Source organism: Streptomyces sp. NPDC048278 (assembly GCF_040652195.1).
GTDB lineage: Bacteria > Actinomycetota > Actinomycetes > Streptomycetales > Streptomycetaceae > Streptomyces.
Genome location: NZ_JBEZLP010000001.1, coordinates 82,920 through 98,761, shown reverse-complemented (window position 1 = coordinate 98,761; position 15,842 = coordinate 82,920). Strand labels below are relative to the sequence as shown.

Sequence of the window (15,842 nt, the reverse complement as noted above, 5' to 3'; positions counted from 1 at the left end):
GCGAGTGATGCCGGGGGACGGAGCGCGAGGCACGTGCCACCGGGAACTGCCCCCACACCACCCCGCACTCCGCCCCGGGCACCCCCGGAGCCCGGTTTCCGCCCAGGCGCCACACGGTCTCCGGCCGGAAACCGGGCAGCGCCCGGGCGCGACACCGCGAGCCGCGGCGCAAGCCCGGGTGATCCTCGGCGCATGCCCCGGCGCGCACCGGGTACGCGAGCCGTGGCCGCCCGGTGCCCTGCCGGACCCGCGGCCCGTACCGACCGCTACCTGGGGATCTGCCATGGAGACACCCGCACACGACTTCCCGACGCCGGCCCAGCAGGCGCTCGACACGCTGGCCGTGAACGCCGAGGACCACGACGCCCTGGACACCCTCGCGCAGAGTGACGTGCTGGTCCCGGTGCCGGACGACGCCGCGGAGACGGCCGACCCCGCGATGATCGCCCTGCCCGTCCTGGACCGCCCCGACGGCGACCCCGTCGTCCCCGTGTTCACCTCGGAGGGGGAGCTGACCGGCCTGCTGCCGACGGTCTCCCGCTACCGCGTGGTGCCGCTCGGCGCACTCGCCTCGCAGTGGCCCGAGGACAACCTCTCGCTCGCCATAGACGGCAGCTCCGCACACGCCCTGACCCTCACCTCGGAAGGCGTACGCACCCTGCTGGCCCGCCCGGCCGGCTGAGCGCGGCGCTCCGGTCACCAGGAGACCGGCGCCCGGGCCAGAATGGCGCCATGGAATGGATCTCCGGGGTGGCCGGGGGACTGGTACTGATCCTGGTGCTGCGCAGCATCCTGCGCACGCTCGTGGTCCCCCGGGGCCTGTACTCCGTCCTGGTGTACCGGCTGTGGTGGGGCCTGCGCCGCGTGCTCTGCTTCTCCGCGCACCGCGGCGGCTACCGGGCCATCGACCGCGCCCAGACCTGGCTCGCCCCGCTCATGCTGGTCGGCATGCTCGCCGCCTGGCTCGGCGGGGCGTTCCTCGGCTTCGGGATGCTGCTGTACGCCTTCTCCCCGCTGTCCTGGAGCACCGCGTTCCGGGAGGCGGGCTCCAGCCTGTTCACCCTCGGGTTCGCCAGCGGCGCCCGGCTGCGGCTCTCCGCGCTGGACTTCGTCGCCGCCGCCACCGGCCCGGTCGTCATCGCGCTCCAGATCGCCTACCTGCCCACCCTGTACGCCGCCTACAACCGCCGCGAACTGGAGGTCACCCTCCTCCAGTCCCGGGCCGGCGAGCCCGCCTGGGGCCCGGAGATCCTCGCCCGGCAGTGGCTGGTCGACACCGAGACCGCGCTGCCCGAGCTGTACCGCTCCTGGGAGCGGCTCGCCGCCGACATGGGGGAGAGCCACGCCACCTACCCGGTGCTGCTGGCGTTCCGCTCGCCCCGCCCGTACCGCAGCTGGCTCGTCGGCCTGATCGCCGTCATGGACGCGGCTGCCATCCAGCTGGCGCTCGCCCCGCGCACCGCCCCGCCCGAGGCCCGGCTGGTGCTGCGCGCCGGGTTCACCGCCCTGCGTGACATCGCCGTCTCGGTACGGGCCACCTTCGACACCGACCCGGCCCCCGACACCCCCATCGAGCTGACCTACGAGGAGTTCGCGGAGGCCGTGACCATGCTGGAGAAGACGGGCTTCCACGCCGAGCGCGGCACCGAGGCGGCCTGGCCGCACTTCCACGGCTGGCGGGTCAACTACGAGGCGGTCGCCTACGAGCTGTGCCGCCGCTGCGACGCCGTACCCGCGCTGTGGACCGGTGGCCGCGACTTCGCGTCGCAGCCGATCCCGCCGCTCCGCCCGGTGGACCGCAGGCCGCCCGAAGGACGGCCGGAAGTTCCCCCCGTCGGCGGGTAGCGCGGCGCATCCTGAGGGAAGATCCCAGCAGGGGCCGGGGAGACCGAGAGGGGCGGATCGTCGTGAGGGTCGTCCTGCTGGGCACCGCCGCGGGCGGCGGATTCCCACAGTGGAACTGCGCCTGCGCACTGTGCGCCGCCGCCCGGGACGGCAAGCTGCCCTCCCGCACCCAGGAGTGCGTCGCGCTGACCGGCAACGGCCGGGACTGGTGGCTGCTCAACGCCTCCCCGGACATCCGCGCCCAGCTCACCGCCACGGCCGCGCTCTGGCCGGGACCGGGCCCCCGGGACACCCCGGTCCGCGGCGTGCTGCTCACCGACGCCGAGGCCGACCACGTCAGCGGCCTGACCGTGCTGCGCGGGGCACCGGACCTCAAGGTCTACGCGGCACCGCCGGTCCTGACGGTACTGGCCCCGGCCCGCGGCGCCCTCGACCGCTACGCCCCCTGGCAGTGGGCCGACAGCCTGGCGGACGGCGGCTTCGTGCTGGCCGGCGGCCTGGTCGTCACCGCCCACCCGGTCGGCGCCAAGGTCCCCACGTACGTCCCGGCCGCGCTCGCCGAGGCCGACGGCCGCTGGGTCACGGCGTACCGCGTCGAGGACCTGGCCACCGGGGGAGTGCTGCTCTACGCCCCCTGCGTCGGCGCCTGGAGCGACGCGCTGGACGACCTGTGCGCGGAAGCCGACTGCGTCCTCCTCGACGGCACCTTCTTCACCGCCCGCGAGATGGGCACCACGGTCCGCTCGGGCCCCCGCCAGGCGGCGATGGGCCACCTCCCGGTCTCCGGCGCCCACGGCAGCCTCGCGGCGCTGGCCCGCCACCCCCGTACCCGCCGGATCTACACCCACCTCAACAACACCAACCCCCTGGTCGACCCGTCCTCCAGGGCCCGTGCCCAGGTGGCCGCGGAGGGCGTCGAGGTCCTTCCGGACGGGATCGAGTTCGCGCTCTAGCCGTCCTCACCTTCGAGCATCCGCCCCAGCACCGCCCGTTGCAGCGGGCGTACCTCGGTGTGCAGGGCGCGGCCCTTCGCGGTGAGCGCGACCCACACGCCCCGCCGGTCCTCGACGCAGACCGAACGCTCCACCAGGCCGTCCTTCTCCAGCCGTCCGATCAGCCGGGAGAGCGCGCTCTGGCTCAGGTGGACCCGGCCCACCAGGTTCTGCACCCGGCAGTGGTCACCCTCGGCCGGGGTCTCCGTGGCGAGCAGGTCGAGCACCTCGAAGTCGCTCGCGCCGAGCCCGTGCGGATGCAGCACCCGGTCGATCTCGCACATGGTGCGCGCGTGCACCGAAAGGATGTCCCGCCACTGTTCCTCGAGCCGGGCCTCGGCCGTCTTCACTGCCATACCCGCACCGTAACACCGGTCAAGCCCATTGTTGAGTGCGCAACTAGTGCGGGTGCAAGCAGTCGGCCGGTCCTCAGGCCACCGGGTCCTGGAGCAGCCCCACCATGTTCCCGTCGGCGTCCTTCACCGAGGCGACCAGCCGCCCGTTGCCCACGTCCCGCGCGTCCTGGACCAGCTCGGCGCCCGCCGCCAGCAGCGCCGCGAGCCGCTCCCGCAGATCGGTGACATGCCAGAACGGCGTCGGCCCGGTCAGCCCCTGGGCGTGCCCGTTCGGGTCGAGGCCGACGTCCTGCCCGGCGGCCTTGAACCCGATGTAGTACGGCTCGTCGGCATACGGCTCCACGCCCAGCAGCGCACCGAACAGCGCCTTGGCCCGCGCCGCGTCCTTGACGGGGTAGATGATCGTCTGCACGCCTTCGCTCATGGCGCTCCCACTCCTCGCGATAAGAGAACCGACACTTTTCGGCCGGTGATCCCACGCTAGGCCGGGGCAGCCCCCCACGGCTTCTCCGATCCTGACCGGTTACGGGCCTCCGCGAAAGCGCGCCCCCGAAGGGGCGCTGGGGGTACCCCCGGCCGAAGGCTGGGGGAGGAACTGCGCGAGCAACCACGACGGCGCCGCAGCCGCCTCACGACAGTCCCCGTCACCTGCGGACCGCGTCCGGCTATGCCGACTCGCGCACCACCAGCTCCGTAGGCAGGATCACCGCCGCCGGGTCCTCCCCGCCGATCTGCGCCAGCAGCAACCGCACCATCTCCGCGCTGATCCGGTCGTAGGGCTGCCGGATCGTCGTGAGGGCGGGCTTGGCCTCCGTCGCCGCGGCCGAGTCGTCGAAGCCGCCGACAGCGATGTCATCCGGCACCCGCCGGCCCGCCCGGTGCAGCGAGGCCAAGGCGCCCTGGGCCATCAGGTCGGAGGCCACGAACAGGGCGTCCAGGCCGGGGGCCTGCGCCAGCAGCCGCTCGGCGCCCGCCTCGCCACTGGCCCTGCTGTAGTCGCCGGAGACGACGAGCCGCTCGTCGAACTCGACGCCCGCCTCCGTGAGCACCTCCCGGTAGCCGGCGAGGCGGTCGACACCGCCCGGGGTGTCCAGCGGACCGGTGATCATGCCGATCCGGCGGCGCCCCACGTCCAGCAGGTGCCGGACCATGTCCCGGGCGCCGTCCCGGTCGTCCGCCGCCACGTAACTCACCTTGGAACCGGGCCCCATGGGCTTGCCGCACTGGACGAGCGGCACACCCGCCTCGCGCAGCTCCTCCGCGACCCGGTCGCCGGAGTGACTCGACACCAGCAGCACCCCGTCGACATGCCCCGCGGTGATGTACCGGGTGATCCGCCGCCGTTCGTCCTTCGTGCCCGCCAGCATCAGCAGCACCGGGATGTCGTGCCGCGCCAGCGCCTGCGTGCAGCCGCTCAGCAGGACGTTGAAGTTGGGATCCTCGAAGAACCGCTCCTGCGGCTCGGTCAGCAGGAAGCCGACCGAGTCCGAACGGCCGGTGATCAGCGAGCGGGCGTGCCGGTTCACGACGTAACCCGTCCTGCGGATGGCGTCGTTGACCGCCTCGGCGGCGGCGGGGCTGACGTAGTGCCCGCCGTTGAGCACCCGCGAGACGGTGCCCCGTGAGACACCGGCCTCGCGTGCCACGTCATGGATCGTCGGCGGTTTGCGCCGGCCCCCCGCACCATTGCTCATGGTCATGACTTTACGGCCCCGGACAGCAGGTCAAGGCTCCAGAAGCGCTGAACCACCAGGAAGAGCGCGATCAGCGGCAGCACGGCCAGGAACGCGCCGGTGATCACCAGGGTGTAGAGGGCCGGGGTGTTGGCGCCCTGCATCAGGAGCGTGTACAGACCGAGCGTGAGCGGGAACCGTTCGTCGTTGCTGAGCATGATGTACGGCAGCAGGAAGTTGTTCCAGATGGCCACGAACTGGAACAGGAACACCGTCACCATGCCGGGGATCATCATCGGCAGCGCGATCCGGGTGAAGATCCGCCACTCGCTCGCCCCGTCCATCCGCCCGGCCTCCACCACGTCGGAGGGCACGGCCGCCGCCGCGTAGATCCGCGAGAGGTAGACGCCGTACGGGGCGAGGATCTGGGGGAGCAGCACGGACAGGTAGGAGTCCGTGAGGTTCGCCTTGGCCAGCAGCAGGTACTGCGGGATGGCGAGGATGACCGGGGGCATCAGCACGCCGGCGAGCAGCACGTTGAAGATGGTCTCGCGGCCCCTGAACCGGTAGACGGCGAGGGCGTAGCCGCTGAACGCCGACACGCACGTCGAGACCAGGGCGCCGAGACCGGCGTACAGACCGGAGTTGACCATCCACTGCCAGTAGATGCCGTCCCGGTAGGCGTTCAGGTCCTTGAGGTTCTGGGTGAAGCCGGAGCCGGGCAGGAAGGTGAACGTGGAGAACAGTTCGCTGCCGGACTTGGTGGAGGCGATCACCACCCAGGCGACCGGCAGCAGCGTGTAGACCGCGCCCAGGACCAGGACGGCCGTGGGGACCAGGGCGATACGGCGGCGCAGCGGCGGTCCCTGGGCGGTGCCGGGCGTCGTGCCGGCGGCCGGGGCCGCCTTGCGGACGGCAAGGGAGCTCATGCCGGTGCCTCCTGCTTGTTGCGGCGGTTCGCGGCCCGCAGGAAGCCGAAGGACAGCACCAGCGTGGCGAGGGCGATGAGGGTCGCCTCGGCCGCCGCGGAGTAGATGTCCCCCTTGGCGAAGGCGTCGACGTACACCTTCATCAGCGGGCTCCAGGTCGTGTTGACCGAGTTGGTGAGGGGCTTGAGGGTGGTCGGCTCGTTGAACACCTGGAGCGTCGCGATGATCGAGAAGAAGAAGGTCAGCACCAGCGAGGGCGCCACCATCGGGATCTTGATCCGCAGAGCGGTCTGCAGCGGGGTGGCGCCGTCCAGCCTCGCCGCCTCGTAGACCTCGGCCGGGATGGCCCGGAGCGAGGTGTAGATGACGATCATGTTGAAGCCGGTGCCGCCCCACACCGCGATGTTGGACAGGGCGAGGTACAGCGGGCCGCCGTCCAGCAGGTTCGGCTGCGGCAGGTGCAGCTTCGCGAGCACGTAGTAGAAGGGGCTGACGTCCGGCAGGTACAGGAAGCCCCACAGCAGCGCGGCCACCACGCCGGGGATGGCGTACGGCAGGAAGATCGCGAGCCGGGTGAACGGGGCGAGCCGGACCCGCTCGGAGTCGAGCATCAGCGCGAACAGGAGGGCGAGGCCCAGCATCACCGGGACGACGATGCAGCCGTAGCCGACGACGCGCAGCGCACCGTCGTAGAACTCGCTGTCGGTGAGGGCGTCCTTGTAGTTCTCCAGGCCGGCCCAGACCTCGGTGCGGGCGCCCGCGCCCAGGCCGAGCCCGGAGACGTGCACCTTGCGGAAGCTGAGCCAGACCGCGTACCCGATGGGCAGCGCGAAGAACAGGGCGAAGAGGAGCGCGGCGGGGACGAGGAAGGCGTACGGGGCCCCCTTGACCCCGTACGACCTCCGGCTGGTGGGGCTGGTCACCGAGAGACCTCGAAGCCCTGCTTCTTCATGTCGGCGACCGTGTCGTCCTGCATCTTCTGGAGGGCGGCGGTGAAGTCCGACTTGTTCTTCGCGGCGGCGCCGAACGCGTCGTTGAAGGACGTGTAGGCGACGTTCACGTTCGGGCCCCAGGCGGAGGGCGCCGTGGTCTTCGCGATCTCGGCGGCCTTGGTGTAGAAGTCCGACTGGTTCGAGAAGTACTCGGGCGAGGTGGCGAAGGCGCCGCTGGTCTGGGCGTTCGTGGCGGCCGGGTAGATGCCGCTCTCCTTGGCCAGCGCGTTGAGCGCCTCGCCGTCGGTGTTCAGCCAGGCTGCGAACTTGGCGGCGGCGGCCTGGTGCGCGGAGTCGGTGGTGACGGCGGTGGAGGAGCCGCCCCAGCTGCCGGTCACGTTCTCGGACGCGGACCACTGGGGGAGCGGGGCCATCGCCCACTTGCCCTTGGTGTCGGGCGCGGCGGTGGTCAGCGTGCCCGGCGCCCAGACGGCGGAGACCCAGGCGAGCTGCTTGCCGGTGTCGAGCGCCTTGTTCCAGGCCGGGGTGTACATCGGCTGGTTGTCGATGACGCCCTCCTTGACCAGACCGCCCCAGAACGAGGCGACCTTCTGGGTGGCCGCGTCGTCGATGGCGACCTTCCACTTGTCGCCGGAGGTGGTCCACCACTTGGCGCCGGCCTGCTGGGCGAGACCCGCGAAGAGGCCGGAGTCGTTCGCGGAGAACGTGGTCAGGTCGAGGCCGGGGGCCTTCTTCTTCAGCTGACGGGCGTCCTGGGCGAACTCGTCCCAGGTGGCCGGCACCTTGAGGCCGTACTTCTTGAAGAGGTCCGCGCGGTAGTAGAACATCATCGGGCCGATGTCCTGCGGCACCGCGTACACCGCGTCCGTGCCCAGCGTGACCTGCTGCCAGACGCCGTCGGCGAACTTGCTCTTGGCGTCGCCGACGTTCTTCGATATGTCGGCGACGGCGTCGTTGCTGACCAGCGTGGGCAGCGCCTGGTACTCGGCCTGCACGAGGTCGGGGCCGTTCTTCGCCTTGTGCGCGGTGAGGATCTTGGTGACCAGCGTGTCGCCGGACGCCTGCTTCTTCACCGTGACGGTGATCTGGTCCTTCTTGCCCTCGCCCTTGTTCCAGAGGTCCACGACCTTGTCCATACCGGGCGCCCAGGCCCAGTACGTCAGCGAGACCGGACCGGAGTCGGCCTTGCTGTCGTCGTCGGACGAGCCGCAGGCGGCGAGGGCGGTGGCGCCGAGCGAGACGGCGACGACGGTTGTCACGAGGCGGCGGCGCTTCGTGTGCGGCATGGATCTCTCCCCTGACCTGGGCCCCCGCCCTGGCGGGGACCTGCCATGCAGATGTGTGGGTTTTCCGGACAGCGCAGATCCGGACCATCGCCCGTCGCGAGTCCGTGTCCTGCTCTGTGAGCGTTCACAGTAGAGAAACATCCCGGACACTTGTCAATGGTTGTTGCTGTGCGGTTATGTTGGGCTCACGCCACGATCGTTGTGTGTGAACGTTCCCAAATGATCGATTAACCGGGAGAGATTCCATGCCGGACACCACCCCCAGGGGCCTGACCAGGCTCGCCTTCGGCGGTGACTACAACCCCGAGCAGTGGCCGGAAAACGTCTGGCAGGAGGACGTCCGGCTGATGCGCGAGGCCGGGGTCACGATGGTGAGCGTCGGGATCTTCTCCTGGGCCCTGCTGGAGCCGGCCCCGGGGGAGTACGACTTCGGCTGGCTCGACCGGGTCCTCGACCTGCTGCACGAGTACGGCATCCGCGTCGACCTCGGCACCCCCACCGTGGCACCGCCCGCCTGGTTCTACCGCGCCCACCCCGAGGCCCTGCCGGTCACCGCGGAGGGCGTGCGCTACGAGTTCGGCTCGCGCGGCGCCATCTGCCACTCCAACGCCGACTACCGCGCCGCCGCCGCGAACATCACCACCCGCCTCGCCGAGCGCTACGGCGAGCACCCGGCGCTCGCGCTGTGGCACGTCCACAACGAGTACGGCGTCCCCGTCTCGGCCTGCTACTGCGACTCCTGCGCCGCCCACTTCCGCCGCTGGCTCGCCGCCGCCCACGGCACGGTCGAGGCGGTCAACGAGGCCTGGGGCACGGCCTTCTGGGGCCAGCACTACGCCGACCTGGCGCAGATCAACCCGCCGCGCGCCACCCCGACCGTGGTCAATCCCGGCCAGGCCCTCGACTACAAGCGGTTCGCCGACGCCACCATCCGCGAGAACTTCCGCGCCGAGCGGGACATCCTGCACCGCCTCTCGCCCGGCGTCCCGGTGACCACCAACTTCATGACCGCGCTCAGCCAGTGCGACTCCATCGACTACTGGGCCTGGGGCCGCGAGGTCGACCTGGTCACCAACGACCACTACCTGATCACCGACGGCCGCCGCACCCACGTCAACCTCGCCATGGCCGCCGACCTCACCCGCTCCGTCGCCGCCGGCGCCCCCTGGCTGCTCCTCGAACACTCCACCTCGGGTGTCAACTGGCAGCCGCGCAATCCGGCCAAGGCCCCCGGCCAGATGGCCCGCAACTCCCTGGCGCACGTGGCCCGCGGCTCCGACGGCGCCCTGTTCTTCCAGTGGCGCCAGTCCCGGCGCGGCGCCGAGAAGTTCCACTCCGCGATGCTCCCGCACGGCGGCACCGACACCCGTGTCTGGCGCGAGGTCGTCGAACTCGGCGCCTCCCTCGACTCGTTGACCCAGATCCGGGGCACCCGCACCCGGGCCGACGTCGCCGTCCTGTGGGACTGGCAGTCCTGGTGGGCGCAGAACCTCCAGTGGCGCCCCAGCGAGGACCACGACCCGCGCGAACGCGCCGACGCCTTCTACGAGGCCCTCTACGACCGGCACCTCACCGTCGACTTCGCCCACCCGGAAAGCGACTTGTCGGCCTATCCCCTTGTCGTCGTACCGGCCCTCTACCTGATGACGGAGGCGGCCGGGAACAACCTCCGCGAGTACGTCGAGAACGGCGGCACGCTCGTCGTCTCGTACTTCTCCGGGATCGTCGACGAGCACGACGCGGTGCACGAGGGCGCCTACCCGGGCCCGCTGCGCGAGACCCTCGGCCTCACGGTCGAGGAGTTCTCCCCCCTGCTGAAGGACCAGCGGGTGCGGCTGACCGGCCCGGACGGCTCCGAGCTGACCGGCGACGTGTGGACCGAGTTCGTCGTGCCGGGCGCCGCCGAGACCGTCTGGAGCTACGCCGACGGCCTCACCGCCGGCCGCCCCGCCGTCACCCGGCACCAGCTGGGGGAGGGCACCGCCTGGTACGTGTCGACGCGCCTGGACGCCCACGGCCTCGACGCCCTGCTCGGCTGGGCCGCCGAGGACGCCCGGATCGCGCCCCGCGCCGAACTGCCCCGCGACGTCGAGGTGGTCCGCCGCACCGGCGAGTCCGGCAGCTTCCTGTTCGCGATCAACCACACCGCCACCGACGCCAAGGTGCCCCTGGAGGCCCACGGCACCGAACTGCTGACGGGCGAACGCGCCGCGGGCCGGCTCGCGGTCCCCGCGGGCACCGTCCGGGTCGTACGGCTCGACGGCTGAGCCCGCGCGCCGGGCCGGGCGAGCCGACGGCCCGCGCCCCCCGAGACTCCCCTCCGTCCGCGAGTGCCACGAGAGCCGCGGGCGGAGGGGCGCTCCTCCGGCCGCCGGACCCCGCTCCCACCGGAGTCCGGTCGGACCGGAGGACATTCCCACCCCCAGTCACGTCGAAGGGACGACGGACGATGATGTTCCATCCCAGACGCACCCTCAGAGCCCTGCTGCTGCCGCTCCTGGCCGGGCTCGCCCTCACCGCCCTCCCCGCGCAGACCGCCCAGGCGGCGAGCACGCTCACCAACGGCGGCTTCGAATCGGACGGAGCGGGCGTGGCCACGCCCACCGGCTGGTCGGAGTACGGCGACACGGGCGCCTCGTACACCGAGTCCGGGGGCCACAGCGGCAGTTACCGCCTGAGCCATTACTCGGCCTCCGCCTACAAGGTGGAGACGTACCAGTACCTGTCGGGCCTGACCAACGGGAACTACACGCTCACCGCGTGGACCCGCTCCAGCGGCGGGCAGAACTCCGCCTACATGTCCCTGAAGAACTGCGGGAGTTCGGAGCAGCGGACCGACCTGCCGGTCTCCACCAGCAGCTGGGTGCGGATCGTCACCTCGGTCGCGGTCACCAACAACCAGTGCACGATCAGCGTCTACTCCGACGCCAACGCGGGCAACTGGATCAACGTCGACGACGTGACGTTCGCCTCCGGCTCGACGGGCCTCGCCATCAAGGGCGCGGACATATCGTCACTCGCCAAGAGCGAGGCCAAGGGCGGCGTCTACAAGACCAGTTCCGGCACCACCGGGGACGCGGTCACCATCCTCAAGAACGCCGGCATGAACTACGCGCGGCTGAAGGTCTGGGTCAACCCGGCCGACGGCTACAACGACAAGGCGCACGTGCTGGCGATGGCCAAGCGGATCAAGGCCGCGGGCATGAAGCTGCTGGTCGACTTCCACTACTCGGACAGCTGGGCCGACCCGGGCAAGCAGACCAAGCCCGCCGCCTGGTCCGGCCACTCCTACAGCCAGCTGAAGACGGACGTGTACAACCACACGTACGACGTCCTGAACGCGCTGAAGGCCCAGGGCACCACCGCCGACATGGTCCAGATCGGCAACGAGATCAACGGCGGCATGCTCTGGTCCGAGGGCTCCACCGACAACTGGTCCCAGCTCGCCGGGCTCGTCAACTCCGGCTACAGCGCGGCCAAGGCGGTCTCCTCCTCCACCCAGGTCGCCCTGCACCTGGCCAACGCGGGCGACGACGCCACGGTCCGCTGGTGGTTCGACAACGCCAAGACCTACGGCATCAACTACGACGTGATCGGGCTGTCGTACTACGGCTACTGGCACGGCTCGCTGGCTGCCGCCCAGACCACCCTGGACGACGTGGCGTCCCGGTACGGCAAGCCGGTCTTCGTCGCCGAGACCGCCTACCCGTTCACCCTGGCCCAGGACGACTCGCTGGAGAACCAGATCGACACCAGCGGCGAACTGGTCACCGGCTACCCGGCCACCGCGGCCGGCCAGCTGGCGTGGATGAACGCCGTCGCCAACATCGTCGAGGCGGTCCCGAACGGCCGCGGCCTCGGCGTCTTCTACTGGGAGGCGACCTGGACCGCCGTGACCGGCAACGGCTGGGACCCGACCGACGCCACCTCCGGCAACGGCTGGGAGAACCAGGCCCTGTTCGGCTACGACGACAAGGCGCTGTCCTCCATGGCGTGGTTCAGCCACCGCTGAACCACCTCTGACGGGGGCCCGGCCGTAAGGGGACGGTCGGGCCCCTCCGCCCTGTCCGGGCAAGCTGTCCCGGCAAGTCCCCGCCCGGCCGATCTCGTACGGCCGTTCGATCTCGGACATCGCGGCCCGACCCCCTCACAAGGGGGCTTCGGCTGCGGGACAGTGGGCACACACACTGCGAGGAGGCAGGGACGGAGGCCGGTCGGATGCCGAGGAACGTCACCAGCGCGAGCCGCCTGCAGATTCTGGACCTGCTCAAGGATCCGGCGGCCCACTTCCCGCCCCGGCGCCACGCCGACCCGGTCGAGGATGGCGTCACCGCCCGGGCCGTCGCCGCCCGGCTCGGGATCTCCCGCAGGGTCGCGGGCGCCCATCTGGACCTGCTGGTGCGCCTCGGCCTGCTCCGCACCAAGCGCATCCGGCACCGTGTGCACTACCGGCGCGACGAGATCCGGATCGCCGAAGTGGCCCGGATGTTCGAGAAGGGCTGGTGAGAGCGGTTACCGCTGCCACCATGGGACTCATGGACCGACCCACGCGCCTCGTCCCCCTCCACTACGTCGCCATCGGTGCCCGGGGCCCGGAGGACGTGGTCGTCGACGGCGACGGCCGGATCCTGACCGGTGTCGAGGACGGCCGCATCCTGCGCCTGGACGGGCTCGGCGACCCGGACACCGCCCGGGTCAGGACGCTGGCCCGGACCGGGGGCCGCCCGCTCGGCCTCGACCTCCTCCCGGACGGCGACCTGCTGGTCTGCGACGCGGAGCGCGGCCTGCTGCGCGTCGGCCTCGCCGACGGCGCCGTCCACGTCCTCGCCGACACGGCCGAGGGGGAGCCGCTGCGGTTCGCGAGCAACGTGGTCGCCCTGCCTGACGGGACCGTCTACTTCACCGCCTCCAGCCGCCGGTTCCCCCTCGCCCAGTGGATCGGCGACATCGTCGAACACAGCGGCACCGGCCGCCTGCTGCGGCTCGCGCCGGGCGCGCGCACGGCCGAAGTGGCCTGGGAGGGCTTCCAGTTCGCCAACGGGCTGACCGTGAGCGGCGACGGCACCTTCCTGATCGTCGCCGAGACCGGCGGGTACCGCCTCACCCGCTACTGGCTCACCGGCCCGCGGGCCGGCCGCGCCGAGTTCTTCGCCGAGCTGCCCGGCATGCCCGACAACATCTGGCGCGACGGCGACCTCGTCTGGGTCGCCCTGGCCGGCCCGCGCAACCCCCCGCTGGACGCCTTCCACCACAGCCCCCTCGCCGTCCGCCGGGCGGCTGCCCGGGCCGCCGTGCACGCCCCGTACCGTCCCGTCGGGACCATCGCCGTGGTGGCGCTGGACGACCACGGCCGGGTCGTCCACCACCTGGCCCGACGCAACTCCGGCTTCCGCATGGTCACCAGCGTCTGCCGGACCGGCCGCCACCTCGTCCTCGGCAGCGTCCGGGAGCCCGGCGTCGCGGTCTGCGCGGCCCCGACCGCGAAGTGACCGCCGGGTACGCCCGGCGGTACCCTGAGGCACCCGTCAGGGGCGGTGCCGAACAGGAGACGTACGACCATGACAGCCCCGGAAGCCGAGAGCCTCCGTGTCCAGCCGAGTCCCCGGCGACGGCCCGAGTGGCGTGCCCAGGCACCGGTCGTCGCGGTGGTCGCCGTCGGCGGCGCGCTCGGCGCCGTGGCCCGTTACGCCCTCGCCCTGGCCCTGCCCACGGCCGCCGGGGGATTCCCCTGGGCGACCTTCTGGACGAACGTGATCGGCTGCGCGGTGATCGGCGCGTTCCTGGTCGTGATCACCGAGGGACTCCCGGCCCACCGCCTGGTGCGCCCCTTCTTCGGCACCGGCGTCCTGGGCGGCTTCACCACCTTCTCGACCTACGCCGTCGACATCCAGAAGCTGGTCGACCACGGCCGCCCCGGCACCGGCCTTGCCTACCTCTTCGCGACCCTGTGCGCGGCCCTCGCGGCGGTGTGGTGCGCGGCGGCCGTGACCCGCCGTGTCCTCACCCGGAGGCAGCGATGACGAGACTGACCGGCCGCGCCCTGCGCCTGACCGTCTACATCGGCGAGGACGACGTCTGGCACCACAGGCCTCTCTACACGGAGATCGTGCACCGCGCCCACGCGGCCGGGCTCGCGGGCGCCAGCGTCTTCCGGGGCATCGAGGGTTTCGGCGCCTCCTCCCGCATCCACACCTCCCGGCTGCTGTCGCTGAGCGAGGACCTGCCGGTGGCGGTCGTCGTGGTGGACACCGAGGAACGGGTCCGGGCCTTCCTGCCGCAGCTCGACGAACTGGTGACCGAGGGGCTGGTGACCCTGGACGACTGCGAGGTCATCAGGTACGTGGGCCGCACGGACGGGCCGGACGACACGGGCAAAACGGACGCGAAGGGTAAGAAGTCGTTGTGAACTGGCTGTTGGTGGTCCTCGGTGCCATGGTCGGTGCCCCGCTCCGCTACCTGACCGACCGCGCCGTCCAGGCCAGGCACGACTCCGTCTTCCCCTGGGGCACCTACGTGGTGAACGTCACCGGCTGCCTGATCCTGGGCCTGCTGACCGGCGCGGCGTCGGCGGGTGCGGCGGGTCCGCACCTCCAGCTGCTCCTCGGCACCGGGCTCTGCGGGGCGCTGACGACGTACTCGACGTTCTCCTACGAGACCCTCCGGCTGACCGAGACCGGCGCCGGGCTCTACGCTGCCGCCAACGTCGCAGCTAGCCTCGTGGCGGGGCTCGGTGCGGCCTTCGCCGGGGTGGCGATCGCCCAGGCCGTCTGGTCCTAGGACTTGCTTCACACCCGCGCGCTGTAAGACTGTCTACAGCACTGTCGACCAAACTCTGCAGAACTGGATCCCATGAGCGCCATCTCCGTCGGTCAGGCCGCCGTCCTCGGGGTAGTCGAGGGGGTGACCGAGTTCCTTCCCGTGTCCTCCACCGGTCACCTCAAGATCACCGAGGGGCTCATGAACATCCCCGTCGACGACCAGTCCGTCGTCGGGTTCTCCGCCGTCATCCAGGTCGGCGCCATCGCCGCCGTGCTGGTGTACTTCTTCAAGGACATCAAGCGGATCGTCTCCGCCTGGGGCCGGGGGCTGGCCAACAAGAACGAGCGCTACCACCACGACTACAAGTTCGCCTGGTGGGTCATCTACGCGACCATCCCGATCGTCCTGGTGGGCCTCGCCGCCAAGCCGCTGATCGACGGCCCGCTGGCCTCGCTCTGGGTGGTGGCCGGCTCGCTGATCGTCGGTTCCGGCGTGATGTGGTGCGCGGACCAGATGGGCCGCCACAAGCGTGGTGAGGACGACACCTCCTTCAAGGACGCGATGCTGGTCGGCTGCTCGCAGATCCTCGCCCTGCTCTTCCCCGGCTTCTCCCGCTCCGGCGCCACCATGTCCACCGCGCTCATCCTGGACCTGGACCGGGTCGCGGCCACCCGCCTCTCGTTCTTCCTGGGCATCCCGGCCCTGACCGGCGCGGGCATCTACGAGCTCAAGGACGCCCTCGGTGCGGGCGTGGGCGCCGCCCCGCTGGCGGTCGGCACGATCGTCTCCTTCGTCGTCGCCTACGCCTCCATCGCCTGGCTGCTGAAGTTCGTCGCCAAGCACTCCTTCAACGCGTTCGTGATCTACCGGATCGTGATCGGCCTGGCGGTCTTCGGCCTCCTCGCCACGGGGACCATCAACGCCTGACAGGCCGCCGTTCCACGCGTCACCGCTCCGCCACGGGGTGCGATGCCTGCATTCAGGCGTCGCACCCCGTGAATGTTTCCTTTCGTGACACCTTGACAGCCTCGTCCCGCAACCCGGAACAT

At 71.3% G+C, this 15,842-nt stretch carries 17 protein-coding genes; 11 read left to right on the top strand and 6 right to left on the bottom strand.

From position 1 onward, the window contains the following. Window positions 1–283: 283 nt before the first annotated feature. The 3 genes from AB0D74_RS00455 to pqqB all read left to right on the top strand — a co-directional run bounded on the left by AB0D74_RS00455 (window position 284) and on the right by pqqB (window position 2,798). On the top strand, window positions 284–682 hold the full coding sequence (locus AB0D74_RS00455) for an SseB family protein (protein ID WP_362578450.1): 399 nt from the start codon (window positions 284–286) through the stop codon (window positions 680–682). A gap of 50 nt (window positions 683–732) precedes the next feature. Beyond that, window positions 733–1,845: a hypothetical protein gene (locus AB0D74_RS00450; protein ID WP_362578447.1), complete on the top strand. Its 1,113-nt coding sequence runs from the start codon at window positions 733–735 to the stop codon at window positions 1,843–1,845. Window positions 1,846–1,907: 62 nt separating this feature from the next. Next, window positions 1,908–2,798, top strand: a complete 891-nt coding sequence (gene pqqB / locus AB0D74_RS00445) for a pyrroloquinoline quinone biosynthesis protein PqqB (protein ID WP_362578444.1) — start codon at window positions 1,908–1,910, stop codon at window positions 2,796–2,798. On the opposite strand, the gene AB0D74_RS00440 is transcribed toward pqqB, so the two are convergent. The 6 genes from AB0D74_RS00440 to AB0D74_RS00415 all read right to left on the bottom strand — a co-directional run bounded on the left by AB0D74_RS00440 (window position 2,795) and on the right by AB0D74_RS00415 (window position 8,034). Next, on the bottom strand, window positions 2,795–3,193 hold the full coding sequence (locus AB0D74_RS00440; RefSeq protein WP_362578441.1) for a MarR family transcriptional regulator: 399 nt from the start codon (window positions 3,191–3,193) through the stop codon (window positions 2,795–2,797). The two genes, pqqB and AB0D74_RS00440, sit on opposite strands and share 4 nt — an antisense overlap. A gap of 73 nt (window positions 3,194–3,266) precedes the next feature. Next, window positions 3,267–3,617, bottom strand: coding sequence for a VOC family protein (locus AB0D74_RS00435; RefSeq protein WP_351492934.1), 351 nt, complete (start codon window positions 3,615–3,617; stop codon window positions 3,267–3,269). A 241-nt stretch (window positions 3,618–3,858) separates the two neighbouring features. Next, window positions 3,859–4,893: a LacI family DNA-binding transcriptional regulator gene (locus AB0D74_RS00430; RefSeq protein WP_362578437.1), complete on the bottom strand. Its 1,035-nt coding sequence runs from the start codon at window positions 4,891–4,893 to the stop codon at window positions 3,859–3,861. After that, the gene (locus AB0D74_RS00425) at window positions 4,890–5,795 is read right to left on the bottom strand and encodes a carbohydrate ABC transporter permease (RefSeq protein WP_362578434.1); all 906 of its coding nucleotides are present in this window, start codon (window positions 5,793–5,795) and stop codon (window positions 4,890–4,892) included. Before AB0D74_RS00425 ends, AB0D74_RS00430 begins: the two co-directional genes overlap by 4 nt. Beyond that, entirely contained in the window at window positions 5,792–6,718 is a 927-nt protein-coding gene (locus tag AB0D74_RS00420) for a sugar ABC transporter permease (RefSeq protein ID WP_362578431.1), read from the bottom strand. Before AB0D74_RS00420 ends, AB0D74_RS00425 begins: the two co-directional genes overlap by 4 nt. Continuing rightward, entirely contained in the window at window positions 6,715–8,034 is a 1,320-nt protein-coding gene (locus tag AB0D74_RS00415; RefSeq protein WP_362578428.1) for an extracellular solute-binding protein, read from the bottom strand. The genes AB0D74_RS00420 and AB0D74_RS00415 overlap by 4 nt, the downstream gene beginning before the upstream one ends. Window positions 8,035–8,279: 245 nt before the next feature. Here AB0D74_RS00415 and AB0D74_RS00410 point away from each other — a divergent pair, with 245 nt between their 5' ends. The 8 genes from AB0D74_RS00410 (at window position 8,280) to AB0D74_RS00375 (ending at window position 15,720) form a co-directional block, all read left to right on the top strand. Further along, window positions 8,280–10,301, top strand: a complete 2,022-nt coding sequence (locus tag AB0D74_RS00410; RefSeq protein ID WP_362578425.1) for a beta-galactosidase — start codon at window positions 8,280–8,282, stop codon at window positions 10,299–10,301. 185 nt (window positions 10,302–10,486) lie between these two features. Next, window positions 10,487–12,046 (top strand): arabinogalactan endo-1,4-beta-galactosidase, encoded by a 1,560-nt coding sequence (locus AB0D74_RS00405; protein ID WP_362580116.1) that lies wholly within the window; start codon window positions 10,487–10,489, stop codon window positions 12,044–12,046. Window positions 12,047–12,252: 206 nt separating this feature from the next. Further along, on the top strand, window positions 12,253–12,540 hold the full coding sequence (locus tag AB0D74_RS00400) for an ArsR family transcriptional regulator (RefSeq protein WP_362578422.1): 288 nt from the start codon (window positions 12,253–12,255) through the stop codon (window positions 12,538–12,540). 29 nt (window positions 12,541–12,569) lie between these two features. Beyond that, window positions 12,570–13,523: an SMP-30/gluconolactonase/LRE family protein gene (locus AB0D74_RS00395; protein WP_362578420.1), complete on the top strand. Its 954-nt coding sequence runs from the start codon at window positions 12,570–12,572 to the stop codon at window positions 13,521–13,523. Between the two features lie 69 nt (window positions 13,524–13,592). Continuing rightward, window positions 13,593–14,054, top strand: coding sequence for a fluoride efflux transporter CrcB (crcB, locus tag AB0D74_RS00390; RefSeq protein WP_362578417.1), 462 nt, complete (start codon window positions 13,593–13,595; stop codon window positions 14,052–14,054). Further along, window positions 14,051–14,440, top strand: a complete 390-nt coding sequence (locus AB0D74_RS00385) for a DUF190 domain-containing protein (protein WP_362578414.1) — start codon at window positions 14,051–14,053, stop codon at window positions 14,438–14,440. Before crcB (AB0D74_RS00390) ends, AB0D74_RS00385 begins: the two co-directional genes overlap by 4 nt. Then, complete coding sequence (gene crcB / locus AB0D74_RS00380; RefSeq protein WP_362578411.1) at window positions 14,437–14,811, top strand: fluoride efflux transporter CrcB; 375 nt, start codon at window positions 14,437–14,439, stop codon at window positions 14,809–14,811. The genes AB0D74_RS00385 and crcB (AB0D74_RS00380) overlap by 4 nt, the downstream gene beginning before the upstream one ends. A gap of 72 nt (window positions 14,812–14,883) precedes the next feature. Continuing rightward, window positions 14,884–15,720 (top strand): undecaprenyl-diphosphate phosphatase, encoded by an 837-nt coding sequence (locus tag AB0D74_RS00375; protein ID WP_293993490.1) that lies wholly within the window; start codon window positions 14,884–14,886, stop codon window positions 15,718–15,720. The last annotated feature ends 122 nt before the right edge of the window (window positions 15,721–15,842 follow it).